Below are 24,435 nucleotides of genomic sequence, written 5' to 3' on the forward strand. Positions count from 1 at the left end.
AGCAAAAGCTAACTGCTCCTTATAAGGAGATACAGAGAAAACTACTTCAAATGAGTTGTGGCATACAGCTTATATACAGTATTGACGGAATATTGAATTTCATTCAAGAGGTTATGTTATATGATTAATTAAAAACTCTTTTATTAGCAGTAAAACTCCGAGGAGAGATAAGACTTCAATCGAAAACCAAAACATATCTTTTTGAGGTTTTTTAAACTCCATTACTATGGAGGAAAATAAAAATAAGGCAATGACTATACCAATACAGAGACGGATCACATCAGGCATTTATGGCACTCCTAATAATTAATTATTTTTTTATATAGGTATTTCCAAAGGTACGGAATTTTAAAAATGCTTTATGGAAAATCAAATAAAAGAACACTATTCGAGTTGACTTTAAATCCTTATAGCCTCAAGGTAGGTTTTTAGTTTCTCTTTAAACAATTAAAGTAAGCCTATACTTTCCAAAAATTTTGTTTGAGAATTGAATTATCCGATTCTTTTGAAACCTAACTATAATAATTCATTTTCAATATCATCAGCAATTCAATTATTATATAGAAATACAAATTCAATGACTTATATTTTATGTTTTGTTACGCTATATATAGCTTGATTTGTTTTTAACATAGACATATTAAGGGTACTTAATAATTTTTAGGAGGCTTTTTGAATGAAGTTATGTAAGGTGAAAACCTTGTTACCATTATCTGCTGCAATGATTACAATAGTATCAAATCCAGTAGGCGCTGCGGCTTCAACGGTTTATACGGTTCAAAAGAATGATACCCTAGAAGCAATAAGTAAACAATATGAGGTGTCCGTACAATCACTTAAACAAGCTAATAGTAAAGCAAATGATCAAATTAATATTGGAGAACGCTTAACAATTCCAGGATCTTCAACTGCAAACGAAAATGTTCAAAAAAATAATTCAGCAGTTTCAAGTAATACATATCAAGCAATTTACCAAGTGAAAAGCGGGGATACATTAAGTTCTATATCACAACAATATAAGGTTTCAATACAGATTATTAAACAAAATAATAACGTAGACGGAAATCAAATTTTTGTCGGTCAGCACTTAAAGATTGATACGGGTATTCCATTACAAGAAGTGGATTTAATGGCTCGATTAGTGAATGCAGAAGCAGGGGGAGAACCGCATGAAGGAAAGGTTGCAGTTGCAATGGTAGTGTTAAATCGGGTTAACGCTAATGGCTTTCCAAATACAATTAAAGACGTAATTTATGAACCCATTAAAAATGGTTATGCATTTACTCCTGTTACAGACGGTAGAATTAATCAGCCTGCTACACAGGAAGCAAGAATGGCAGTAGAAGAGGCTCTCACTTCAAAAGGAACAAATTCTGATTGGCTTTATTTCTATAATCCAAAAACCTCGACTGATAAATGGATTACAACACGTCAAACCGTTGCACAAATCGGAAACCATTTGTTTGCTAAATAAAATAATAATATATTAATGGATTTCCAATGAGATAAGGAGAGGTTATTTTTGCGTGTAATACATTCACTATTAGCAATATTAGCGGTTATATTTTTAATTTGTGGTGTTATTATTCACGAATATGTATTGGTGTTTTTGGTGGGGATTTGTTGCATGGTGATAGTAAGTTTTATGATTTCCAGTATACGTAATTGGAAGGTGAATAGGAAGCGCATTTCTATCGTGTATTTTTCTTGTGTATTAATATTGTTGTTCTTGACAATATATCTTTTGTTTACCACTTTTTATACACGTTCTTTGGAATTTTAGTACTTTTATTTGTATAGCAAAAACCCCTCAAATCATGTTCTTTTGGTTTTTATTGGCCAGTTATGATTCAGTTTGTAATACCTTTAGAAAAAATATGTTCATTCTGTTAATAGAGAAACCGGTATTTAAAAAATCAAAAATAATAATGAAATCCTCAAAAAATAATCAGCTCGGTTTAACGAGCTGATTATTACATCCAGAAATCCTCAAAGTCTACGCTGTAACCTTTTCTTTTTAAGGACCTAATTAGTTTTTGGCCATTCCCTAATGAAGGCTTGTATGTGTTTGAACGAGAAATACGACTAATTGTATTTTGATTAACTCCACTCCATTCCTTTAATTCGGTTTGAGTAATATTATTTTTCCTTAAAAATTTACCAAACTTTGATAATGGTTTCCCCAAGCCAAACATTGTGAACACTCCTATTCTTAAATCCTCTATTAATCACATCTTTTCCAAAGCATGATTTTTTTAAACAAAAGTGTTAATAATGTACAAGCCCCACGCAATATGATGTATCAAGGTAGCCACCATGGTATCTAGCAAACTTATTACCAAAGTAGATACCAAATCAACTAGCCTTTGAACTAGCAAAGTATCTACCACGCTAACAGTCAAGATAATGCTATCAAGGTAATAAGCGTATAAAACCTATATTTTATCTAGTTTGTTCATTCTGTTTATAGAGGGGGCATTTAAATGCGTGGTAGGAAGGAAACAGTTTCTTTTCGTGAGTTTATGGATCGGTCATATGAAGAGCAAGAAAAGAAAATACGTAAATACAATTCATTAAGTCCTTTCGCATTTCTTCATATGTCGGATCAGGTACTCAATACTTACATTGCATTAGGAGTAATGGGAACGGTTTTAATCGGGGCGGTCATGTTAGAAAAATATTTGGTACGACATGACTATATATCCGCAGCTAAATTTGTAAGTGAAGGTATTTATCACGGCATGCGAATTGGTGGAGTTTGTTTGATTGGATATGTATTTATTCGCATCGTAATCATGTTTTAGGGGGGAGTATATGAAACTGATTAAGAAGTGGCTTCTTACACAAAGGTTAAGGAATCAACTTATAGAGGTATTTGGAAAAGCAGGTCTATATACGGAACATCAAACACGCGGAGGGAAAGTACCTATTTATCCAAAGGTACATACTGTTTCTTCCTCAGCAGAAAGTGTGAGATATGTATTTACCATACCAAACGGATTAGATCCACAGAAGATTGAAAAGAAGTGGTTTTGTTTCCAGCAAATATTAGGACAGAATATTACGATTGAAGGGGATGTGAAAAAGTTTGTCCTACATGTATTTGATTCGAATGCTGGGCTAAAGCCGTATACTTATTGTTATAAAGAATGGAAGTCACTATTAAAAGAGTACCGTTTACCTGTTGTTGTCGGTAGGGACCAATTCGGAAAGATGATTGCGTACGATATGATTGACTCCAATTCACCGCACTTATTAATTGCAGGGGAAACGGGAAGCGGGAAAAGTAGTATGGTACGTGTTATATTATCCACACTTATTCAATATATGTCTCCTGAAAAATTTCATTTGTATCTTGGTGACTTAAAAAACTCTGAATTTCATTTTTTGCGTAGAGTGAAGCATGTAAAAGAAGTTTGTATGGAAGAAATCGAAATGAAAATAATGCTTCAAAAATTATGGAAGGAAATCAGAGAAAGAAGAAAGCTTATGGAAGAATATGAAGTGGATCATATTGATGCGTACAACAAAATAAATCCTAATTATCAAAAACCATATATTCTACTTGCTATCGATGAGGTGGCTATGCTTAAAGATGAAAAAGAGTGTATGGCTACAATTGAAAAGATTTCAGCAGTCGGGCGGTCGCTTGGAGTCTTTCTTATGCTTAGTATGCAGCGACCAGATGCCAAGGTGTTAGATGGTAAGTTAAAACTTAATATGACTGTAAGAATTGGCTTTAAATGTGATAGTGTGATTAATAGTAATATCATGGGTACTCCTGGTTCAGAGTATTTAGAGCAATCTGGCCAAATGATTTTTAAACGAAATGGATTAAAGAAAGTGCAAGCACCTTACTTGTCACTATGTAAAGCGAAACAAATTATTGAGCCATATCGAATGCCTAAAGAGGAGAAAAAATCTAAAAAACCTCTGCAAAAAGAAACGCCTTTATTCGGGGTGTTAGATGATGAAGAGTAGAGATATAGGGATTTTGAATGACTTGAAACGATTTAGGTGTATGTCTCGTGACGATATTATTTATTTACATTTTCAAGGATTAAAGAATGCAATAACTTGTTGTAATACAGTTATGAAACGATTAAGAAGAGATGGGCATGTTGATGCTAACGTATTGCAGCACCCATACATTTATTTTCCACAACCCAGCTCTATCAAAAAAATGAGTCAAAAAATTCCTCATTTCCTAGGTATTGTGGACGTATACAAACAACTCGTTCATTATGAAAATCCTAAACTATTCGAAGTTGAACCAAAGTATGGGAAAGAATATATGGAACCGGATGCTTTTACAATATGGCGTAGATCGCCATTCTTTATTGAAGTTCAAAAGTCAGTGTATAGTAAAAAGATAATGCAAGATAAGATAAATAGATATGAGTTATATTTCCATAGCCAAGAATGGCATAATGAATCTTGGCAACCGAAAACTTCTAAATTCTTTCCTTCAATCCTTATCATTACTGACAAACATTATGACGTTCAATCTCCTTATTTCCGTATATTTCAGGCAAATTCTATAAATAATTTTATGAATAAATTAATGATGAAATCATAAAAAAAGCCTGCGTAATGCAGAGCTTTTTTCTTTTCTAGGACAATACAGTTTTTTTATGATATAAAATTGTTGCCTATGAAGTTTCATATTCCCACGTTTTAAAAAAATAGAGATGTATAGCTTTGGTGTAAAAGCAGATGGAGATTGAAGAATTACATTAGGATAGTATAAAAACCTTGGTCACGGATGTAGTTATAGATTTAGATAAAGTTTGATTAATATTGATATGCTCCCTAATAGGTAGACACATCCAAAATAAAAAACTGTTTAACTACGGGGAGGGGATTATTTTTTATTTAAGATTTCTATTTACATAACATAATATTACGTGATAAAGTTTCTTGTGGTAAAGTTTTCCGTGGAAAAATTAAGTATTTACAACATAATGGAGGGGACAGAATGAAAAAACAAGTTTCAGTATTATTAGGGAGTATCATGATTACGGGAGGTATTCTTGCAGGTTGTGGAAGTGAGGATGCATCTACAGAGAAGAAAGAAAAAGCGACTTCTGCTGAGCAAAAGGATGTTTCTAACAAGTCTGAAAAAGATGAGAAAAGTACTTTAAATTTATCAAAAGTAGGGCAGAAAGCTAAGGCAGATGGTAATGAGGCTGAATTAATGAAAATTAAGGAAGTCAATCAGACAGTAGATATTGCTCCTATTAAATACACTGTAAAAGATATGAAGATTATTAAAATGAATAAAGTAAATAAGTCAACGGAATCCTTCTTACTTCAATATACAGGTGGAAGTAAGTTACCTGAGGATTTACATTACATACAAATTCAGTACAGTGTAGAAAATACTAGTGATCAAAACGTAGATTTCTCTGGTCTAGATAAGGTTGTACTTAATAATGGTGAGCAGTTAAATGCAATAGGGAATGACTTTATTTGGGAGAAAGAGGATAATGATAGCAAATTCTATGGGAAAGTGAAGAAAGAAGGTAGCGTAGGTCTATTCATTAAGGGTAAGCCTGAGGAGATTACATCAGCTAAGTTAATCTTTAGCGACACAGTTAATCCTGAGGGGTATGAGACGATTACAAAAGAACAGCAAGCTGAATTTCAATTCTAAGAGGGGGGCAGATGCCTCTCTTTTTTATGTCGCAAATAATATTAATTCGTTAAGTAATTTATATGAGCTTATATTAAATAAGTTAGTTAAGAAAGAAAAATAAAAGTGAGTAAAAAGATAAAAATACACAGGTACGTAAAAAAATAAGGAAGTTGTATTTGCAAGTGTTTTAGTTGGGGGTGATATCAATCGTATGGATAAAGGTAAATATTATGTTTTAATTACAATTGGTGGAAAAGAGGGAGTTTCAAAATCTATGGATGGTGAGGTTATGGGAAAGGAGTATGAATATACATTAATGAGTTTTGATAAGGAAGGTAAAGAAAAGGAGTTAGAATTTACTGCGCAAAAGAACCTTCATAAAGAAGCATTCTTACTTGTATATCACTCAGATAAAAAGGATGTAGCAGCTTGGGAAGAAGTGAAGACATACGGGCTTCTAACGAAAGCAAAAGAAAATATAAGTATGAAATAATTAGTTATTTGTGACGGCCGATTCTCTTACGTGGAGGGTTAGCCGTTTTTTATTATATTTTATCTTTTAGTTTTCTATATAAAGTATATTAAAAAGATAGGATAAATCTTCTTCTGGAATGATACCTCCAAAATTAATAATTTGTACGATAATATCTCAATTATCACTAAACCCATTCATATCAACAAGTTCTCCCACATATCCGTGTGTACCAATACCTTACTAATGTACGCATAAAAAATGCCCTTTATCTTATCTTTATCTTATCTTTACCTTATCTTTAAATTTTTATATTAAACTTTAACCTTAAAGTATTGATGTTTGAGTCTAAAAAGGGGCGAGAGATAGATGTTCATTACATATTTTGTGAATAACCAATTATCTTTGAAAAATAGAATTTCTTATACGAGGAGGAATATATGAAGAATGCGAGTAAAATACGAATTATTATATTATTCTTTATTAGTATTTTAGGTTTAGGAACAATGCTTGGAATACTATATCTTAATCATAAAACCAATATGCAACAAAATAAAGCGCTCGCAACCGAAAAACGTGTTTTGCAATATGAGCTCACCTTGAAAAAAGAATTAGAAAAATATAATTTAGGAGAGAAAACAGCAGTTTTATTAGGAATTATGTACCAAGAGAGTAGAGGTGAGGGAAACGACCCAATGCAGTCTTCTGAATCAATGGGGTTAAAGCCAAATGAAATTCAAGAGACAAGCTTGAGCATTGAACAAGGGGTAAAACACTTTGCTAAAATGTACAAATATGGAAAAGAAAAAGATGTTAGCATGGAGACAATTATTCAAAGCTATAATATGGGACCAGGGTATATTGATTTTATTGCCAGTCAAGAAGTTAAACAACACTCGGAAGATTCGGCTAAAAAGTTTTCTAAGATGAAAGTTGATCAAAATCCAGCGTTATACACTTGTGGTGGAAATAAAAATAATTTTAGGTATCCATATTGTTATGGTGATTTCACATATGCCACAAAGGTAAATGAAAAAACAAAACTTATTGAAGAACTTCTTCGAAATGTACATGCCCCTTCTAAATAAGCTGTAAAATGATACTGTCAGTCATCAACAATAAAATATTAGAATGTAACTTATATTTTAAATAATTATTTTTTGTTTATATTTTTGTTATGTTCTGATGCAGGATTCCTATAATAGGGGTCACGAAATATAGCTATCAGGCTAACAATACAAAATATCCCCTAAAATAAAAAAAGACGTTATTCTTTCTGAGAAATCATTGGAAAAAATAACGTCTTTTTATTGATGTGACGGTATCTTATATAAAAAATTTCAATCTTATTTCAATAAGGTGAAATAAGATTGAGACTCTTTTGTTATTTACTTTATGGATAATGGAATGGTAATCAAAAATTGTACGCCTTGTTTTGTATTACTCATAGAATACGTGATAAAAAGGGATTCTAAAATTTGTTTTACAATATATAACCCTAAACCACTCCCTCCCGTATTTCGATTTCTTGACTTTTCGATTCGATAAAATGGTTTAAAAATATGTTGTATTTCTTCTTCTTTTATTTTGACACCTGTATTGATAACTCTTATTTGGATGTTGTTTTGTTTAGAATCCTTTGTTAACTTTATATAGACTTTTTCGTTATACGGTGAATACATAATCGCATTATGAATGATGTTTTTACAAGCTTTTTCTAAAAGAACATAATCCGTATAAACAAAAATGTCAGAATCGACTTCTTTTATTATTTGAATGCCTTTTTGAGAAGCAAAAAATTCGAGTTTTTTTGTGATTGTATCTATTGATTTCGAAAGATTTACTTCTTCCACTTGAAGTTTAAAGGTATGTTGTTCTAATCTTGACATGCTTAAAATTTCGCGAACCAGTTGTTCTATACTTTCAATTATTTGGAAATTTTTCTTTAAATATTGGTCACGATTTTGATAAGGGCCAATATTATATATCATCCCTTCTAAGTATCCTTTCATAACAGTAAGAGGGGTTTTTAATTCATGTGCTACAATAGCAAAGAATTCCCTTCGCTTTGTTTCTATTTCTCTTTCTTTTTCAATATCACTTTTTAATTGCTGATTCGCTTTTTGTAAATCAAAAATTGCCTGTTGTAAATTGATGGACATATCATTCAAGCTATTGGACAATTCCCCTAATTCATCCATAGAACGAACCTCAATTTTTTCAGAGAAATCCAAGTTTGCCATCTTTTGTGCACCTTTATTAATATAAATAAGTGGTTTAGTAATAAACCTTGAATAGAGATAAGCACTTCCTAAACCAATAACCAGTACAATGATACTAATATAGGGTAGAAAACGTACCAAGACCTGTGAAGCTTCATCGATTGGTTGAAATGTTGCGAACACCACAAGCGTTAAGTTAACATCTTGGAATTGTATTGGCTTGGTAGCCTCATATGAATTACGAGATTGAGCCAAACCCTTTATTGGTACTGTTGTAACAAAACCTTTTGCTGGAGTACCCCCCTGAACAGTACCCCCCTGAACAGTACCCCCCTGAACAGTACTTTTAAGAAAAGGATAATAAATAAGCCTTCCCTCATTATCTTGAAGATATATCATTGCATTATTTTTTTGTGCGTATTCATCAACAAGTGATGTTGCATTTTGAAGCGTAAGATCTTTAGATTTATCAATTATTTCTTCGATTCCCGTTTGAAGCTGATCTGTTTTGTATTTCTCATAAAATTTAGGAAGAAAGAAGTATAAAGTTACATAAATTAAGGCTGCAAAGGCTAACAAAATGAGAGATGTAGTCATAAAGAGTTTATAGGTAATTCTCTTCATCTTCATGATTTTTACAATCCTATTCATCGATTTTATAACCAATGCCCTTTACTGTTTTAATATAGGGTATATCTAATTTTTTTCGTATGTTTTTCATATGCGTATCAATCATTCGTGTGTCTCCAGCATACTCATATCCCCAAATTTTTTCTACGATATTTTCTCTTGTGAGTACCTTTTTTTCATTTTGAAGTAGTAGTTGCAAAATTTCAAATTCCTTTGTCGTTAAGGGAACGTCAACCCTATTTACATATACTTTATATGCATCGCCATCGACATGTAGTTCTCTAAATACAAAATGATTATCCGTACTTTGATTATTACTTCTTCTCAGTACTGCTTCGACTCGTCTCATCAAAACATGAAAAGAAAAAGGTTTCGTAATATAATCATCGATTCCAAGATCAAATCCTTTCATTTGATCTTGTTCTTCTTCTAGCGCAGTTAGCATAATAATTGGTATATTTGACTGACTTCGAATCATTTTGGCAACTTCAAATCCATTTAGGTTTGGCATCATCACATCTAGAAGAATTAAATCAAAGGATTGCTTATTAAATTGTTTCATGCCCTCTAGTCCATCTGATGCAACTATAACTTTATACTGTTGTGTCATTAAAAATTGTTTGATTAATTCTTGTATTTCTTGATCATCTTCTACCACCAGAATGTGATAGTTCTTCATAATATCACCTCTTGTAGTCATTATAACCTTCCAATCTGGAGTTGATATGGAGACGTATTAGAAACACCATAAAAACTTCACAAGAAAACTACATGTATTTCAAACCAAATCCAGATGCATGAGATAGGTTATATACATAACAAGACAGAGGGAGGTAATTAAGATGTCACTGGAAGCAAACATCATTCTTTCTTTATTAGATGTACAACTGTGGATGGTCCCTCATTCGAATAATATACGCATAAAAGAGAAAAAACAAAAATTGAAACCAGCACCGTGCTTAAACAAATACACAAGTGTAAATAAAAGAAAGCTATATAAGTCTAGTGAACAAAAATAGGGAGAATCAAATTGATTCTCTCTATTTTTGTATTCAATTATTAGGTACTAAAAATCTTTACTATAACTCTAGATTAACTCCATATAGAATACAGATTAAGTTTGTATGATACATGTACCAAATAGAGAGGAATGATACATGATGTTGACGATTGACACAATCTATCAAATTTTAGCCCTTCCTTCTTATTTACACACAAACCTATTACCATCCATTCTCACGAGAATGCTTGGATCTAAGTTTATAACAAAAGAATAAATAGGCTAATGGATGTTTATTGTCCCTTGTTTCCACTTTTTGCAAAACACCTGTATAAACACGCATGCTACTTTGTACATTGAATACCCTATTTGTTGAGAGCCGAATAGGCTCTTTTTTTAGAGACAAGCTCGAAGTGGGTTTGAATATCGTCATACATATATTCATAGGAAATTTCAAATATAATGTTACCCCTACGAAAAAACAGTTGATTTATGTTTAAACCATGCCCAAAGGTAAAATTTTCTTTTTTTGAAATGGTGATTCTTAAATATTACATTCATACATCGTATTTCAAATATCAAGATAAAAATATTCAATTGTAAATTAAAGGAGAAAGGGATGTTCACAATGGGACACTATGATACAAATCAAACAGAAAGCAATAGGAATAAAGCCTATAAAAAAACAGGGTATTTTTTCACAGGAATAATTGGTGCAGTGATTGGTGCAATTACCATTGGATTGACCACCCCTTATATAAATGAAATCAAAGGAAGTGCAGGTCAATCTCCTAAGCATAACGAAGTAAATCAGGCTACGCCGATCTCTTACAAACCAGAAGAGTTGAGCAATCCTCAAAATATGATTGAATCTGCAAAAGAAGTTGTCGTAGGTGTCATTAACTATAAACAAAATGCAGATTCATTTAATACGCAAGATCAATCAGAAGAAGCTGGTTCGGGATCAGGGGTCATATATAAAAAAAACGGCAATAAGGCTTTCATTGTTACAAATAATCATGTGATAGACGGTGCGAATAAAGTAGAAGTGAAATTGAATAATGGTAAAAAGGTTCCCGCTAAAGTAGTAGGGACAGATCCATTATTAGATTTAGCGGTATTAGAAATTGACGGGGCAGATGTAAAAAGAGTCGCAACACTTGGAGACTCAGAAAAAATTCGTACAGGGGAAACGGTAATAGCCATTGGGAATCCATTGGGGCTAGAAGGTAGTGTAACAAAGGGGATTATTAGTAGCAAGGAACGAGAAATACCTGTTAGTACCCTCGGAAATCAACAAGTGGATTGGCAAGCACAGGTAATTCAAACAGATGCCGCTATTAATCCTGGGAATAGTGGAGGAGCTTTGTTTAATGAACAGGGTGAAGTCATTGGAATTAATTCGAGTAAAATTGCACAACAAGCTGTTGAAGGAATTGGATTTGCAATTCCGATTCATATAGCCAAAACAATCCTGGAGTCTCTTGAGAAAGATGGAACAGTTAAGCGTCCGATGATGGGTGTACAGTTATTAGATGTGGAGAAAATGACAGATTCTGCACGCCATCAATTAAAATTACCAAAAGAGATATCAAATGGTGCAGTATTAAGGAATATCTCAAACCAATCACCAGCAGAAAAAGGTGGATTGCAACAATATGATGTTGTGATTGCATTAGATGGACAAAAAATAGAAAATGTCGTTCAATTCCGTAAATATTTATATGAAAAGAAAAAATTGGGGGATACAATTAAAGTAACAGTTTATCGAAATGGTGAAAAACTAATAAAAACCGTGAAATTAATGGAACAAACACGTACCACTTAAAAGCCACCTTTTGGTGGCTTTTTCTATTTTACTAGTTTTATATGTACGATCATTCCATTCGTCCTCACTCCACATTAATGAACTGGCTCTCTACCAATTTTCAAAATCGATTACGTATTTTAATTTGTGTTCCAGTTTTTCTTGACTATATTAACGAATCACTACATATGCACTCCAGATAAGCCCTAATATCTTTAGATAATCTACTGAATATCTTCATATAAACTCCAGATAGTGTATTTAGAATAACAACTATCAAGGAGGTTAGGAAAAATGAATTTTATAAAACGCGCAATTCTCAGTATGAAAAAAAGAATAGGAACATCATTAATTTTGATGGCGGTCTTTCTGATTGTTACAAACTTAGTGCTGGCAGGATTTGCAATCCAGAATGCATCAAAAAAAGCTGCTGATTCAGCAAGAAAAAAACTGGGTGCTGATGTTACTTTAAGTCTTGATTTTGATAAATTAGGAAAACAAGCAAGGGAAACTGGAGAAGCGCCTAATCCGCCGCAGCTCAATACAAAAGAAACAGATCAATTAGCGAAGTCCAAATATGTTAAAGACTATAATTATATAACCCATAATTTCGGAATTGCAGATGGATTTAAATTAGTAGGAGCTTCAGAAGGAGAAGATGAAGGAAAAGGAAAAGGAAAAGGTAGCGTTGCAATGGTTGGAGGATCAGGTTCAGGTTCAGAAATAGATATGAATTCTTCTCTTATGATAGAAGGAGTTCGCAAGACTTTATTACAAGAAAGTTTTAAAAATGGGAAAAGTAAAATCATTGATGGGAAACCAATTACAGAAAAGATGCAAGATCAGAATGTAATTTTAATGGAAAAACGATTAGCGGAACAAAATAATTTGAAAGTGGGAGATAAGGTTAAAATTCAATCAGGGGATAAGAAGGAAACTCTTGAAGTTGAAATTATTGGTATTTATGAAACGAATGAGCAACCAATGGGTCAAAACCCCCCTCCTATGATGAATCCAGCTAATAAACTATATATGCCTCACTCTACTTTAAAGAAATTAGAAACAGATGAAGGTATGAGTAGCATTCAGGTCGTGTACTTATTGAACGATCCACAGTATATTGATGCATTTAAAAAAGAAGCAAGAAAATCTGATATTGATTTTAATTATTTTAAGTTAGATGCACATGATTCATTGTACAAGCAAATGATTGGTCCTATCGAAAATATCGCTTCTACGTCTCAAATGATTATCTATATGGTATCTATTGCAGGTGCGATTATTTTAGGATTAATCATTATGTTATCGATTAAAGCACGTCGTAAGGAAATGGGGATTTTATTATCTATTGGAGAGAAAAAATGGAAACTGATGGCGCAGTTCGTAGTAGAAGTAGCATGTATTGCTATTTTAGCATTTGGATTATCCCTAACAACAGGAGCTAAAGTTTCTCAATTCGTAGGGGATAACTTACTTTCGAGTGAAATTGCTACAGCAAGCGAAGAAAAAGACAATTCACAAAATGGTAGTGTAATGATGGTTGGGGCTGGTGGTACTCCACAAAACCAAAATGAAGATCCAATTGATAAAATTGATGTAAGTGTAACAGGAGAGGATTTAGGGAAAATGGGGGGAATTGGATTGACTATTGCTATATTAGCAACGCTTCTTCCGGCATTATCTATCCTACGCTTAAATCCAAAACAAATTCTTTTAAAAGATGAATAAGGAGGCTCGATATGGAGACAATTTTACAATTTAAAAACTTAGATTATTATTATGAAAATAACGGAAAAAAAGTAACGATACTAGATAATGTGAATTTTTCTTTTCAAAAAGGGCATTTCTACACGATTTTAGGGCCATCTGGATCTGGTAAAACTACAACTCTTAGCTTAGGTTGTGGGCTGGATTTACCTAAAAATGGTTATGTACTGTATAACGGCAAGGATATTAGAAAAATTGGCTTGGATCGATACCGTAATCAACATGTATCTGTAATTTTCCAATCTTATAATTTGATTACCTATATGACTGCTCTTCAGAATGTATTAACAGCAATGGAAATTACAGGTGTGAAGGTACAAAATAAAAAAGCAAGAGCATTAGAATTATTAGAGAAGGTAGGACTCACAGAAGTAGAAGCGAAACGAAATGTCTTGCAATTAAGTGGCGGGCAACAACAACGTGTAGCAATTGCTCGAGCGCTATCTTGTAATGTCGATTTACTAATCGCTGATGAACCAACAGGAAACCTTGATGGAGAAACAGCGAAAGAGATTATTGAGCTGTTTCAGGAGCTCGCCCATCAAGAGAATAAATGTGTAATTGTTGTTACGCATTCACAAGAAGTTGCAAAAATATCAGATCGAGCAGTTTATTTAAGTAAAAAGAAGTTAGTAGTAAATGAAATTAATAATAGTTAAGAAAAAAGTTACTATTGTTCTTAATTCACATAATTTTCAAAATTAAAATCTATGGATGTTAATATTTGTTATATAATGTATTTGTCAAAGCATTACCCCTGTAGTTTCTATGATGAATCTGTAAGATAGTTTGTTTGCCCCGTATATTCATCTTAAACTAAAAAGAACTTGTAGAGATTCCTACAGGTTCTTTTTGTTTTAAGGGTTATATGTGAATTTAAAATATAATTACAATTTTTTGAGGGGGGAAAAGTATATGTTTGTAAAAGCAGAAAGATTATTAATACGGAAATTTGAGTTCGAAGATTGGCAAGCTGTCCATGAGTATACATCAGATATCAATGTTATGAAATACATACCTGAAGGGGTTTTTACTGAAGAAGATACAAGGAACTTTGTGAATGAAAACATTGGTAAAAATGCTAAGAACTTTCCTGTGGTATTAATAGATGAAGATATCCTGATTGGTCATATAGTATTTCATAAATATTTTGGTGAGCATACTTATGAGATTGGTTGGGTGTTCAATCCAAAATACTTTAATAAAGGATATGCTTCTGAAGCAGCACAAGCTATATTGAAATATGGCTTTAAGGAAATGAAATTACATAGGATTATCGCTACATGTCAGCCACAAAATATCCCATCGTATCGAGTGATGGAGAAGATTGGAATGAGAAGAGAAGGCTATTTTAGGAAATGTATACCACATGGGAATGAATGGTGGGATGAATATTATTACGCTATTTTAGAAGAAGAAAGTGTGCAAAAGAAGTGTTAGAAAGCCGTAGCATGATTGACAGAATTAAACGCGTTAGATATCTCGTAATAGATAGCATAATAGAGAATTAAATTGTTGTATATTTTAATATATTGTTATAATATTACGAAGGGAATAAGGTAATATAAGGTAAATACGCTAATGTTATTGTATAAATATAGCGCAAACAGGGAGAATGGACATGAAAAGATATCTAGTATTAGGATTATTGTTGTCAAGTTTATTAGTGGGGTGTGGTCAGGAGAACGCCTCTACCAAGAAAGAAACTCCTAAGAGTGAGCAGGAAGTGAAGAAGGACGCGCAAGCCGATAAGAAGGTAGATGAAACAAAGCGTGATGAATTAAAGGACGCGGAAAAGTTGGATGATAATGTGCCAAGGGATAACGAAAACAGAGCGATTGATACGGAAAAAAATGAGGATAAAGTTGATATTGTGCAGTATCAGCTTCCAGTAGATGAAAGTAGTTCTACAATGCCTGTCGATTACTTTGAAGCACTTGAACATGGTATGCCATATGAAGAAGTAGCTAAGGCATTACACCGTAATGCGACAAGTGCATTTAAAACGAAGAAGTTTGATACTGAATTAATTGAATATATTTATGAGGCGCCAGAAGCAGTGATACAAGTTCAATTTAAGGACGGTAAGTTATTTGGTGCGGATTATGTTGGCCAAGATAAGGAAATGTATTCAGTTATTCCCGTCGGATGGGATGTCAAAAATAATCGTTGGGCTGAAGAGAAAAACGTAAGCGTGCAATCCAATGAGAGTAAGTCAAATGATCACAAGTCTCAAATGGACGAAGGCAAGAATGTTGAAGCCAATGATAAGCCCGAAGAAGTTACTACCAAACATAAACCTAATAATAACGAAGTTGAACAACAACGTAAGGAAGTAGAAGAATTTAAGCCGAGTGATGCAGACATGGAACGCATTAAACGACAAGAGGACCGTTGGAATACGCCATCAGGAGGTGTGGGTGCTACATGGCAACAAGAAATGGAAGAGATGAAAAAACAAAAATAAAATAATGTATATACCTATTATACGGGTTAAGTGAATTTAAAATGGGGGATTTATTTGATTTACTAACTCTTAATAAGAGTGGAAGATTATCACAAGGTAAAGTAATTGTTGCTTTAAAATACGTGGTGATAATTTATAACAAAGTCTGATCATTAATAAAAATACTTGATAAAAACCCCTATTAATTTTTAAGTTAATAGGGGTTTTTATCGATCTTATTTTCAAAAAATGCTCTTTAGACTTACCTATAAATCAAATCTTATTCTTAACTAATACTACGGTTTAGAAAGCATAATAGTTAATTTATTTCTAAATTTAATTGGCTACAATTAAATTTCTTGTCTTATCGATATGATTAAGTAACATACTATACTCTTCTTCATACATAGCTAAACGTTGCGAAAGAGAGTGATTCTCTGCTTCTAAATATTCAATTTGATTTTGTAAAGTTGTCAATTCATCCATTTCTTTATAATTTTGTAGAAATGAAATAATGTCATCTAATGTAATAGATAAAGAGTTTGTTTCTTTTTTTTGTTGGAAGGGAGAAATGTTATTTTCCACTTTTCGATTTTGTTTTGCTTGTTGTATTTCTTCTTCGTATTGTTTTCGCAAGTAAGAGTTCCAACGAAATCCGCAAGCAGCAGGAGTTCTGGCCAATGGTTTAGCAGCTTCTTTAAATGCAGCTAATTGTGTTCCGCCGTTACGAATATTTTGAAGCACGATTGTTGCGAGAAGTAAATCGTTATCGTTAGTCCAGGAATCTTGTCTTGAAATTACCACGTTTCCATCCCCCTTATATGCTTTTTATTATATATATGCAATTACTTAAAATGATAGAAGCTCAACTTCTCTTAAGATAATTAGGAGCAAATTAAAAGAAGTATGTATTTTTAAAAATGCGAAATTGCATAAAAAATAAGGTTGACTATTTACTATAGCTGTAACTATAATGGTTACAGATAAGCGACTGAATTAATAGATTTGATGACATGAATTAGTTGTATTAGTGATGTATAAGCAATTATTAAAAAATGAATGGAGTTGAAAATATAAGCCTACATGTAAGACGTTTGTATAAGAAAAGAAGTTAGGTAATATACATTTTTTTATAATCATATATAAATTAAAAGAGGTGCACATTTTGAAAATTTTTAAGGGAATTCTAGTTTCTTCAATTGCGTTAACAGCATTTAATGGGGTAGGTGGTATACTTCCAAGCGAAAAATCAGAAGTTGCCTACGCTGCTACTTACAATTATTCAAATAAGCAATTGAATTCTACTGTACATAAGCAAGTTACTAAACAATTAATTTTGAAATTTAAAAATGAAGCAAATTTACCATATCAGGATGGGATAGAAAAATTCATTAAAGAAAAAAAACAAGACCCTGAATTAATTAAAATTTTAGCCGAATACCCAAATATAACTATAAATCGACTTTTTAGTTCTTTAAACCCTACAGAAATTAAAAATTTAGGTGAAGAAATAAAAGACTCTGATCATATTTCTTCTAATTTGCTAAACTATTATATTGTAGAAACTCAAGTTGATGTTGATGTACAAGCATTACTTGTAAAATTTGAAAAATCATCTCTTGTTGAAACGGCATATCTACAAGAAGAAGAAGCACCACCAGAAGAGCGTTTACCGAATTTATCTGTTAATCCATATGATGAGCCTAGACTTACAAGGCAAGGTTACCTTGAACCAGCACCATTAGGAATCAATGCACCTTATGCCTGGGGTATAAAAGGTGGAGATGGAAAAGGAACAACTTTTGTAGATATGGAGTATGGCTGGTTATTTACTCATGAAGATTTAGTGAATCAGAAAATCGAATTGATATCAGGACAGAATAAGAGTGAACACCATGATCACGGTACTTCAGTCTTAGGGATTGTTTCGGCAGAAGATAATAACATAGGCGGAATTGGGATTGCACCAAAAGCTAAGGTAAAAGTTGTATCCCAGATTAGAGATAATGGTAGATATAATACAGCAGATGCTATATTAAGTGCAGTTAACAATATGCAAGCTGGAGATATCCTTTTATTAGAAGCCCAAGCAACATATGATGGATATGGAGATAAGAACTATCTTCCTGTAGAAGTAAAACCAGATATATTTGATGCAATTCGTATAGGGGCAAATAAGGGAATTATTATTATTGAAGCAGGTGCAAACGGCGGAAATGATTTGGATCAATTTAGAGACCGTAATGGTAAACAAGTTTTAAATCGTAATAGTCCTGATTTTAAAGATTCAGGGGCAATTATGGTTGGGGCAGCTTCTGCAAGGGTCCCTCATAAACGTTCATATTTCTCTAATTACGGTAGTAGAGTAGATGTTTATGGGTGGGGAAATGCAGTAGACACAACAGATGCAAAACCAAGTGAATTTATGACGAATCTATATACATCTAGCTTTAGCGGAACGTCTAGTGCATCACCTATTATTGCGGGTGCTGCTGCATCAATTCAAGGGATTGCAAAAAATAATCAGGGGAAAGTATATACACCAAGCCAGCTAAGGGATATTTTAAGTGATTCTAGTACTGGAACGAAATCTAATGATCCAACTACCGATAAAATTGGTGTGTTACCTGACTTAAAAGCCATCTTATCTAAACTTGGTTTTTCACCAAATTTAAGTAATGATTCTTCCATTGTGTTTCCTGAGGAACAAGAAATAAATAATGGAAATAAGGGAAATGAAGGATCTACTATTACATTCCCAAAAGAGGATTCAGCTAATAGTGAAGGGAACTCTAGCTTCATTTTCCCAGAATAATTGTAGAGATATCTTTTATTTAGTATGAAAGACTTTTATAAAAATAGTTGTTAATAATACTAGTCAGATAGGCTCTTATGTGTAATAGCATAAGAGCCTATCTGTTGTCCTTTTAACCATATGAGGAGGAGAATACTTTTGGATATATTTTTAGTGTAGTGAAGTGTCTTATATTTATATAATATTCAGTGTAGCCTCTTTATAAATTTAGAAATGAACTATTTTTCAATTATATGCATAACGGCAATTGGTGGTAATAGTGCAGTCCAACCAACTGCATAAACGTTTAATTTTTCAACTAATTTGTAGTTTTCACTATTTGAAATAGGTAATCCATTGTTATAGAAATTGCTGTATAGAGTGATGGAAACAAATGTGGAAGTAGGGGTAGTTCAAGATAGTTTGTATATAATTTATGACAACTTTAATAAATTAATTTTTACTATCGCATGAATTAGGATAAATTATTATAAGTTATGGTTATTACTTAGCATTTTGTTTTACTTGATCTTTTAATTCATTAAGGGTCTTACCGCTAATATTGTCAGTAATAGTTTCATGTATTTCATTTTTCAATACAATTGTTTTACCTGCAATTTCTGCCTTGGAAGACATTTTACTTTCATTAATAGTTTCTATGTTTGTTTGAAGGTCAGCTTTGTTATTTTCATCAAAAGTAATTGCAAATGGTTCAATTGCTCCGTAGTAGTTTCCAAATAATTGATCTTTCTTCAAAAACATCATATATTTTTTATTAACTTTAGGCTCGATATATAAAGGATCCTTATTTTGAACCTCTTTAGTAGTTACCTTAGTAGCTTGTTTTGTAACTGTGCCATCTGGTGCAACAACTGCATTAGAATCTTCAAGCTTAACTGTTTCAGCAAAACGATGATTGATTTTTATTTGTTTATTTTCATTCACACCTTTAATTGTTTCGGAAATGTTGAAATTATATAGATGTCCTTCAACATAGTTTTCTTTGTCCTCTTCAGATGGATTGCTTGGATTACGTGCCATATTCCACTTAGAGTCAAGACCTCCATATTCACCAATTACAACTAGATCGGCTTCATTAATCATTTGATTTAAATCACTTGTAGCAGGGAAATCTTTACTGAGAATGACAGTTTCAGCATTCTTATCTTCGCCAGCAACATTGGAGAAGTGACTATTATATGCTGAATATCCTCCAAAACCAATCACTGCAGCTAAAGGAATTGCAATTACTAAGTTTTTTGCTTTTTTATTTAACATTAAGAAATCATCTCCTTTTTTTCTTAATAGATTGCATTTACACCATTCTTATCGTCAGTTTGAGGAACATGCATAGTAGTACGATTACGATTGCTGTTCATAATTGAAGTGCCACTGTTGTGACCTATTCCTATTGCATGACCAAACTCATGTACTCCTGTACTTTTAGCAACATTAGATTTTGTAATATTTGTATTTCCTGCATTAATGTCACCAGCGAATTTTGTTACTTTTTTAGTAGATGTATTATAAGTTGTGTTCATTCTTCCATAATAAGTAGAGGAACTTTCAAACCAAGAGTTTAATTTGTTCACAGAAGAAGAAGAAACTGTAAAGTTAATACGAGAAGCAGTGTACCAGGCTGAATCTGCAGCTTGCCAACCGGATTTAATGATACTGGAGCCATCGTCTAATCTGTCTCCCCACTTATATGTAGCTGATTTTGAAGGTAGCTTCCATCCTTCTTTTACATAAGCTTCTGAAACTCCAACGCTGGAAAAGACAAACACACTACCTAATAAAAATGCAGTAATCCCTTTTCTAAAATTCATATTATCCCTCCAAAGATTATTTTTAACAAGAGAATTATAACATCATTATCTTGTTTTGAATTAATATTTTTTAAAAATTCGGAATATTTATATTGAGAAAATGGTATAAAATATCTTTTAAGGAGACGTTATTATAATGTATAAACATAAAGTAATAAAATGGAGTCTATGTTTATTAATATTTACTTTTTTAATTATTATTGGTAAGACAATTTGGTCAAATACAGACATAGCAGAAGTGTCTAATGTTTCATCGAATTCTGAAACTATAGTATTAAGTAAGACATTCAAAACTACAAATCATTTAAGTGAAATGGTAGAAGAAGCAGATGTAATTGTACTAGGTAAATATGACGGTTTACACTCTAAATGGAATATGGCAAACAATTCATCATATGAGATTCAAGATGAAGATGTCGAAGGCCATCTGTTTAATTTTCAAGTTAAAGAAATTTTAAAAGGGGACTCTGTAGAGAATAAAATTTTAATAAATCATAGATACTCAGAAAGCCTTGTATTAGAGGAAAGTAATGAAGTTATTGATGACAATGGAATAATTCTGAAAGGTGCTACGAAGGTGTTTACAAAAAAAGTAAAAAATAAAGATCCATTGTATATAAAACCCAAATCTGATGACACATATATAGTTTTTTTAAAAGAGAATAGTAAACTTGGACATTTTTATCCAGCTTTAGAACCTTTTATGATTCAGTTTGATTTAAGGGATATTGCGCAACTAAAAAGCAATTTAATAGATTGGGATAAAAATAAATATAAATATAAATTTGAGGTAAAGGTTAAAGAGAAAACTTTTTATATTGAAAATGAAATAGATTCAACCATCAAAGATAATATTAGTGGAAAAAAATTAAAGGATATTAAGGATTTTGTGAAGAGGTCTTCAAAAATGAAATAACATTTTCACAGGCTATAAATCTACCCTGCATTAAAGGATAGAATTTGCGTAGATTTAAAATAATAAATTGCATTATGAAAAGAAAAGAGCTCAAAAAAGAGTCTAATTTTTTTTGAGTTTTCTTTTGCATTCTTTATGCAGAATATGAATTAAAAAGATGTCTTATTTGTTCTATAAAATAATGATGGTGTATATTATTTTTTCATATTCGACTAGCTATAATAGCTTCTTTCATTGAAGAAGATAGGAAAGAAGCAAGTGACATAACATCTATATCATTTTTAGTTTCATTTTTTTCGATTCCTTCTTTAATAAGAAATTCCAGGCTACAAGTTGATAGAAAAGCCGAAAAATGCCAAAGGTAAGTATGTAGAAGGAGCAACGGAGGTCATTTACGTTTATGAAAAGTTGGAAGAGGTTAAGAAAGACGAACTGCCTACAAAAGTAAAAGAAAAATTAAAGGTGAATTAACATATAAAAGACGCCATTGTTAGAGAAATATAGCCCCTATTTGTTTAGAGTTTCAAAAGCAAAAGACTGACAGTTATTGTAAGTCTTTTGCTTTTACAGGGATAAGCACGTAATTTTGAGGTGCTTTAAGTACTAAGAAGGTTTAATTTTGTTTATGTACTTGTTGTAGCTTAATGGATTTTGTAATGGTTATGATATAATAAAATTCAAGTATAATAAGGGGGATTAATTAAATGATTTTTCAAAGCATGATAACAGCTATTATAGAAAAATTACAAGAGACGGTGAATCCCTATTGGATAATTGTGTTTGGATCAACGGCTGAGAACAGAGAACGGGAAGATAGTGATATTGATATAGCTTATTTAAGTGACACAACTTTAGGGAACTATGAACGTTTTTTATTAGCACAGGAGTTAGCTAACATTGTTCATAGAGATGTTGATTTAGTTGATTTATCCGAAGCTTCTACAGTTTTTCAAGCTCAGATTATACATACAGGAAAGACAATATTTTGTTCTGATGAAGAACGGAAAATTATTTTTGAAATGAAAACTTTAAAAATGTATTCAAAATTAAATGAGGAACGCAAGATAGTGTTCGATGATATAAAGAAAAGAGGTTCTATATATGAAGAATGAGGTTATTTTAAATAAAATTTCCACAATAGAGCGCTGTATAAAAAGAATCCAAGATGTATATGGAAATGCCCCTGAAAATTTGGAGGATTACACAAAGCAAGATTCAATAATATTGAATATACAAAGAGCTTGTGAAGCGAGTATTGATTTAGCAATGCATATTGTTGCTGGGAAAAAATTAGGACTACCCCAATCTAGTCGAGAGGCTTTTGATTTATTGGTTACAGCAGGATTACTTAGCGCAGAGCTAGCAAATAAGTTAAAGGCGATGGTGGGATTTCGAAATATTGCTGTTCATGATTATCAAAGTGTAAATTTAGATATTGTTCGTCAAATTATTGAAAAACATTTAACTGATTTTAAACTATTTACGAAAGAAGTTATGGGGATATTGGAATTTTAAATGAAAGAACAGAATAATAGAGCTAAGAAAGTGAGCAATCCTGAGAGCCACGAATTAGCTATTGATAGTAATGTTAAGAAAACACCATATACAATTTTATACCTTACAATTTCAAAACCAAAAAGCAATGAAACTTATATGTAGAATAAAAAAGGGACCTATTTAGTAGGTCTCCTTTTTTATCTCAGAAGATATTAAATAAAAACCAGTCTCCATTCTTCACAGATAAAAACACTAAAACAATATGATTTTAAAATATTAATAAAGTTCATTAAGGGTGGTTTTTGCTCATCCCCTCGAAAAGGGGGAATAAGAAAAAAGCAAGCTTCCCTTTTAAGAAGATTTGCTTTTTTCTAAGCTATATTCATATTCTTTGACTCTTCTACATTTGCTATGGTAAGCGCTTTTATAAATACAACATATTTATTGATTAACAAAAATATAAAACCCTTTTTCCCATCGATCTTTGAGCCATTGCAATTCTTCTTTCATATTGGGAACGTATTCGTTTGTTCGTTCCATCAATTTATAGGTTTCCACTAGTTCCAAACATCGACTTGGACTAGTAAGAGAATGTATAAAGAGCATATCACGTTTTGTTACCGATCCAAAAGAGATCCCTTCACGGCTCACCGATAATAACTCTTGAATTTCCTCTTGATCCATATTTGTTTTCTTTAGGTAATTATTCATATCGATGAATGTAGTGTAGCTCCATTTCATATTGTCATAATCATTTTCTTGTAGGAGCATTTCACGATAGGATTCCATATCATGTATGAGGAAATTACGAATCGCGTCTATAGAAAATTGCATGTACCAAACTTCCTTTACTGTATAGGGTATGTGTGAGTTTTGAGGTTCCTTTAAAAAAAGTATTTTCCTAATATGTAGGGAAATACTTTTTTACTTTATCATATATTTAAGTTCTTAGCTGATTTTAAAACCTGGTAATTTTGAAGGGAGAATCTTCATCGCTTCTCCTGTTTTTGAATTATGACCGTTACGCTCTGCAAGTTCCTGGACTTCGGATGTCCTCAAAAACCAAGTAACTGTACTTTTTCTCTTTGTTGTAAACATTTTGCGATTTGGTACAATCCTATTTGTATCGCTTAAAACGCATCTTTTGAGTTAAGTTTGTTTCTTGTTTAATAAGTTCCATTTTTTCATTCTTCATACCTATATATTCAACAAGATTTCAGTAATCATTATAACGTGTTTGCTATATATAAAACGAGTTTCTTGCATTAGCATATTTATACTAGAGAAAGTTATGCTGTCTTCAAAAAAATCAGAGAATGATTTATATCTTATGTACTGACAGGCGTGTTGTTTTTTGGGTATATCTTCAATGTTCTTAATATAGCTACTTTACTTGTTTTATTAATAATTTGTATTT

Annotated in this window: 27 protein-coding genes and 2 pseudogenes; 18 read left to right on the forward strand and 11 right to left on the reverse strand. The window is 32.1% G+C overall.

Translation table 11 applies throughout. The annotated features are described in order from the left end of the window. Positions 1 to 111: 111 nt before the first annotated feature. The gene (locus JDS92_RS17670; RefSeq protein ID WP_001113524.1) at positions 112 to 288 is read right to left on the reverse strand and encodes a hypothetical protein; all 177 of its coding nucleotides are present in this window, start codon (positions 286 to 288) and stop codon (positions 112 to 114) included. 388 nt (positions 289 to 676) lie between these two features. Here JDS92_RS17670 and JDS92_RS17675 point away from each other — a divergent pair, with 388 nt between their 5' ends. Then, entirely contained in the window at positions 677 to 1,474 is a 798-nt protein-coding gene (locus tag JDS92_RS17675) for a cell wall hydrolase (RefSeq protein ID WP_000762322.1), read from the forward strand. Positions 1,475 to 1,973: 499 nt separating this feature from the next. Here JDS92_RS17675 and JDS92_RS17680 read toward each other — a convergent pair whose 3' ends face one another. After that, entirely contained in the window at positions 1,974 to 2,195 is a 222-nt protein-coding gene (locus JDS92_RS17680; RefSeq protein WP_000467340.1) for a helix-turn-helix domain-containing protein, read from the reverse strand. Positions 2,196 to 2,483: 288 nt separating this feature from the next. On the opposite strand from JDS92_RS17680, the gene JDS92_RS17685 reads away from it, so the two are divergent. The 6 genes from JDS92_RS17685 to JDS92_RS17710 all read left to right on the forward strand — a co-directional run bounded on the left by JDS92_RS17685 (position 2,484) and on the right by JDS92_RS17710 (position 7,198). After that, on the forward strand, positions 2,484 to 2,804 hold the full coding sequence (locus JDS92_RS17685; protein WP_199632213.1) for a hypothetical protein: 321 nt from the start codon (positions 2,484 to 2,486) through the stop codon (positions 2,802 to 2,804). 10 nt (positions 2,805 to 2,814) lie between these two features. Next, positions 2,815 to 3,981 (forward strand): FtsK/SpoIIIE domain-containing protein, encoded by a 1,167-nt coding sequence (locus JDS92_RS17690; protein WP_199632214.1) that lies wholly within the window; start codon positions 2,815 to 2,817, stop codon positions 3,979 to 3,981. 22 nt (positions 3,982 to 4,003) lie between these two features. After that, on the forward strand, positions 4,004 to 4,579 hold the full coding sequence (locus tag JDS92_RS17695; RefSeq protein WP_199632237.1) for a replication-relaxation family protein: 576 nt from the start codon (positions 4,004 to 4,006) through the stop codon (positions 4,577 to 4,579). A gap of 399 nt (positions 4,580 to 4,978) precedes the next feature. Then, on the forward strand, positions 4,979 to 5,656 hold the full coding sequence (locus JDS92_RS17700; protein ID WP_199632215.1) for a hypothetical protein: 678 nt from the start codon (positions 4,979 to 4,981) through the stop codon (positions 5,654 to 5,656). A gap of 193 nt (positions 5,657 to 5,849) precedes the next feature. Continuing rightward, positions 5,850 to 6,131: a YxeA family protein gene (locus JDS92_RS17705; RefSeq protein ID WP_000357485.1), complete on the forward strand. Its 282-nt coding sequence runs from the start codon at positions 5,850 to 5,852 to the stop codon at positions 6,129 to 6,131. Positions 6,132 to 6,550: 419 nt separating this feature from the next. Beyond that, positions 6,551 to 7,198 (forward strand): lysozyme family protein, encoded by a 648-nt coding sequence (locus JDS92_RS17710; protein ID WP_199632216.1) that lies wholly within the window; start codon positions 6,551 to 6,553, stop codon positions 7,196 to 7,198. A gap of 300 nt (positions 7,199 to 7,498) precedes the next feature. Here JDS92_RS17710 and JDS92_RS17715 read toward each other — a convergent pair whose 3' ends face one another. Then, positions 7,499 to 8,962 (reverse strand): sensor histidine kinase, encoded by a 1,464-nt coding sequence (locus tag JDS92_RS17715; protein WP_199632217.1) that lies wholly within the window; start codon positions 8,960 to 8,962, stop codon positions 7,499 to 7,501. 13 nt (positions 8,963 to 8,975) lie between these two features. Beyond that, a complete protein-coding gene (locus JDS92_RS17720; RefSeq protein ID WP_000800737.1) occupies positions 8,976 to 9,641 on the reverse strand; it encodes a response regulator transcription factor in 666 nt (221 codons plus the stop codon). A 163-nt stretch (positions 9,642 to 9,804) separates the two neighbouring features. Between JDS92_RS17720 and JDS92_RS17725 the strand changes: the two genes are divergently transcribed. The 6 genes from JDS92_RS17725 to JDS92_RS17750 all read left to right on the forward strand — a co-directional run bounded on the left by JDS92_RS17725 (position 9,805) and on the right by JDS92_RS17750 (position 16,003). After that, complete coding sequence (locus JDS92_RS17725; RefSeq protein ID WP_000050962.1) at positions 9,805 to 9,981, forward strand: hypothetical protein; 177 nt, start codon at positions 9,805 to 9,807, stop codon at positions 9,979 to 9,981. 600 nt (positions 9,982 to 10,581) lie between these two features. Beyond that, positions 10,582 to 11,790, forward strand: a complete 1,209-nt coding sequence (locus tag JDS92_RS17730; protein WP_199632218.1) for a S1C family serine protease — start codon at positions 10,582 to 10,584, stop codon at positions 11,788 to 11,790. Between the two features lie 273 nt (positions 11,791 to 12,063). Continuing rightward, a complete protein-coding gene (locus JDS92_RS17735; protein WP_199632219.1) occupies positions 12,064 to 13,497 on the forward strand; it encodes an ABC transporter permease in 1,434 nt (477 codons plus the stop codon). 11 nt (positions 13,498 to 13,508) lie between these two features. Continuing rightward, positions 13,509 to 14,195, forward strand: coding sequence for an ABC transporter ATP-binding protein (locus JDS92_RS17740; RefSeq protein WP_199632220.1), 687 nt, complete (start codon positions 13,509 to 13,511; stop codon positions 14,193 to 14,195). Between the two features lie 256 nt (positions 14,196 to 14,451). Beyond that, a complete protein-coding gene (locus JDS92_RS17745; protein WP_199632221.1) occupies positions 14,452 to 14,976 on the forward strand; it encodes a GNAT family N-acetyltransferase in 525 nt (174 codons plus the stop codon). A gap of 181 nt (positions 14,977 to 15,157) precedes the next feature. After that, positions 15,158 to 16,003, forward strand: a complete 846-nt coding sequence (locus tag JDS92_RS17750) for a hypothetical protein (RefSeq protein ID WP_199632222.1) — start codon at positions 15,158 to 15,160, stop codon at positions 16,001 to 16,003. Between the two features lie 315 nt (positions 16,004 to 16,318). Here JDS92_RS17750 and JDS92_RS17755 read toward each other — a convergent pair whose 3' ends face one another. Next, positions 16,319 to 16,786, reverse strand: coding sequence for an RsfA family transcriptional regulator (locus JDS92_RS17755; RefSeq protein ID WP_000237088.1), 468 nt, complete (start codon positions 16,784 to 16,786; stop codon positions 16,319 to 16,321). Between the two features lie 361 nt (positions 16,787 to 17,147). Between JDS92_RS17755 and JDS92_RS17760 the strand changes: the two genes are divergently transcribed. Continuing rightward, a complete protein-coding gene (locus JDS92_RS17760; protein ID WP_199632223.1) occupies positions 17,148 to 18,797 on the forward strand; it encodes a S8 family peptidase in 1,650 nt (549 codons plus the stop codon). A 218-nt stretch (positions 18,798 to 19,015) separates the two neighbouring features. Here JDS92_RS17760 and JDS92_RS30910 read toward each other — a convergent pair. From JDS92_RS30910 to JDS92_RS17770, 3 genes and pseudogenes are all read right to left on the reverse strand, one after another. Beyond that, positions 19,016 to 19,129 (reverse strand): annotated as a pseudogene (locus JDS92_RS30910) (DUF3221 domain-containing protein); the annotation flags it as partial. Between the two features lie 151 nt (positions 19,130 to 19,280). Beyond that, positions 19,281 to 20,054 carry a cardiolipin synthase gene (locus tag JDS92_RS17765; RefSeq protein WP_199632224.1) on the reverse strand — a complete coding sequence of 258 codons (774 nt, stop codon included), beginning with the start codon at positions 20,052 to 20,054 and terminating at the stop codon, positions 19,281 to 19,283. Between the two features lie 23 nt (positions 20,055 to 20,077). Further along, positions 20,078 to 20,605: a matrixin family metalloprotease gene (locus JDS92_RS17770; RefSeq protein WP_001011319.1), complete on the reverse strand. Its 528-nt coding sequence runs from the start codon at positions 20,603 to 20,605 to the stop codon at positions 20,078 to 20,080. 136 nt (positions 20,606 to 20,741) lie between these two features. Here JDS92_RS17770 and JDS92_RS17775 point away from each other — a divergent pair, with 136 nt between their 5' ends. Beyond that, entirely contained in the window at positions 20,742 to 21,521 is a 780-nt protein-coding gene (locus JDS92_RS17775; RefSeq protein ID WP_199632225.1) for a hypothetical protein, read from the forward strand. Positions 21,522 to 21,654: 133 nt separating this feature from the next. Here JDS92_RS17775 and JDS92_RS30915 read toward each other — a convergent pair. Then, positions 21,655 to 21,837, reverse strand: a pseudogene (locus JDS92_RS30915) (TetR/AcrR family transcriptional regulator); the annotation flags it as partial. Between the two features lie 17 nt (positions 21,838 to 21,854). Here JDS92_RS30915 and JDS92_RS31405 point away from each other — a divergent pair. The 3 genes from JDS92_RS31405 to hepT all read left to right on the forward strand — a co-directional run bounded on the left by JDS92_RS31405 (position 21,855) and on the right by hepT (position 23,036). Further along, positions 21,855 to 21,992 carry a hypothetical protein gene (locus JDS92_RS31405; RefSeq protein ID WP_000570755.1) on the forward strand — a complete coding sequence of 46 codons (138 nt, stop codon included), beginning with the start codon at positions 21,855 to 21,857 and terminating at the stop codon, positions 21,990 to 21,992. 233 nt (positions 21,993 to 22,225) lie between these two features. Further along, positions 22,226 to 22,633 carry a type VII toxin-antitoxin system MntA family adenylyltransferase antitoxin gene (gene mntA, locus JDS92_RS17780; protein WP_000577221.1) on the forward strand — a complete coding sequence of 136 codons (408 nt, stop codon included), beginning with the start codon at positions 22,226 to 22,228 and terminating at the stop codon, positions 22,631 to 22,633. After that, a complete protein-coding gene (hepT, locus tag JDS92_RS17785) occupies positions 22,623 to 23,036 on the forward strand; it encodes a type VII toxin-antitoxin system HepT family RNase toxin (RefSeq protein ID WP_098163276.1) in 414 nt (137 codons plus the stop codon). The genes mntA and hepT overlap by 11 nt, the downstream gene beginning before the upstream one ends. 423 nt (positions 23,037 to 23,459) lie before the next feature. Here the strand turns inward: hepT and JDS92_RS17790 are convergent, their stop codons facing one another. Next, positions 23,460 to 23,852 (reverse strand): hypothetical protein, encoded by a 393-nt coding sequence (locus tag JDS92_RS17790; RefSeq protein ID WP_052943854.1) that lies wholly within the window; start codon positions 23,850 to 23,852, stop codon positions 23,460 to 23,462. Between the two features lie 114 nt (positions 23,853 to 23,966). Then, entirely contained in the window at positions 23,967 to 24,116 is a 150-nt protein-coding gene (locus tag JDS92_RS31540) for an HU family DNA-binding protein (RefSeq protein ID WP_374191314.1), read from the reverse strand. Between the last annotated feature and the right edge of the window lie 319 nt (positions 24,117 to 24,435).

The sequence above is a fragment of the Bacillus cereus group sp. N12 genome (genome assembly GCF_016483575.1).
Taxonomy (GTDB): Bacteria; Bacillota; Bacilli; order Bacillales; family Bacillaceae_G; genus Bacillus_A; species Bacillus_A toyonensis.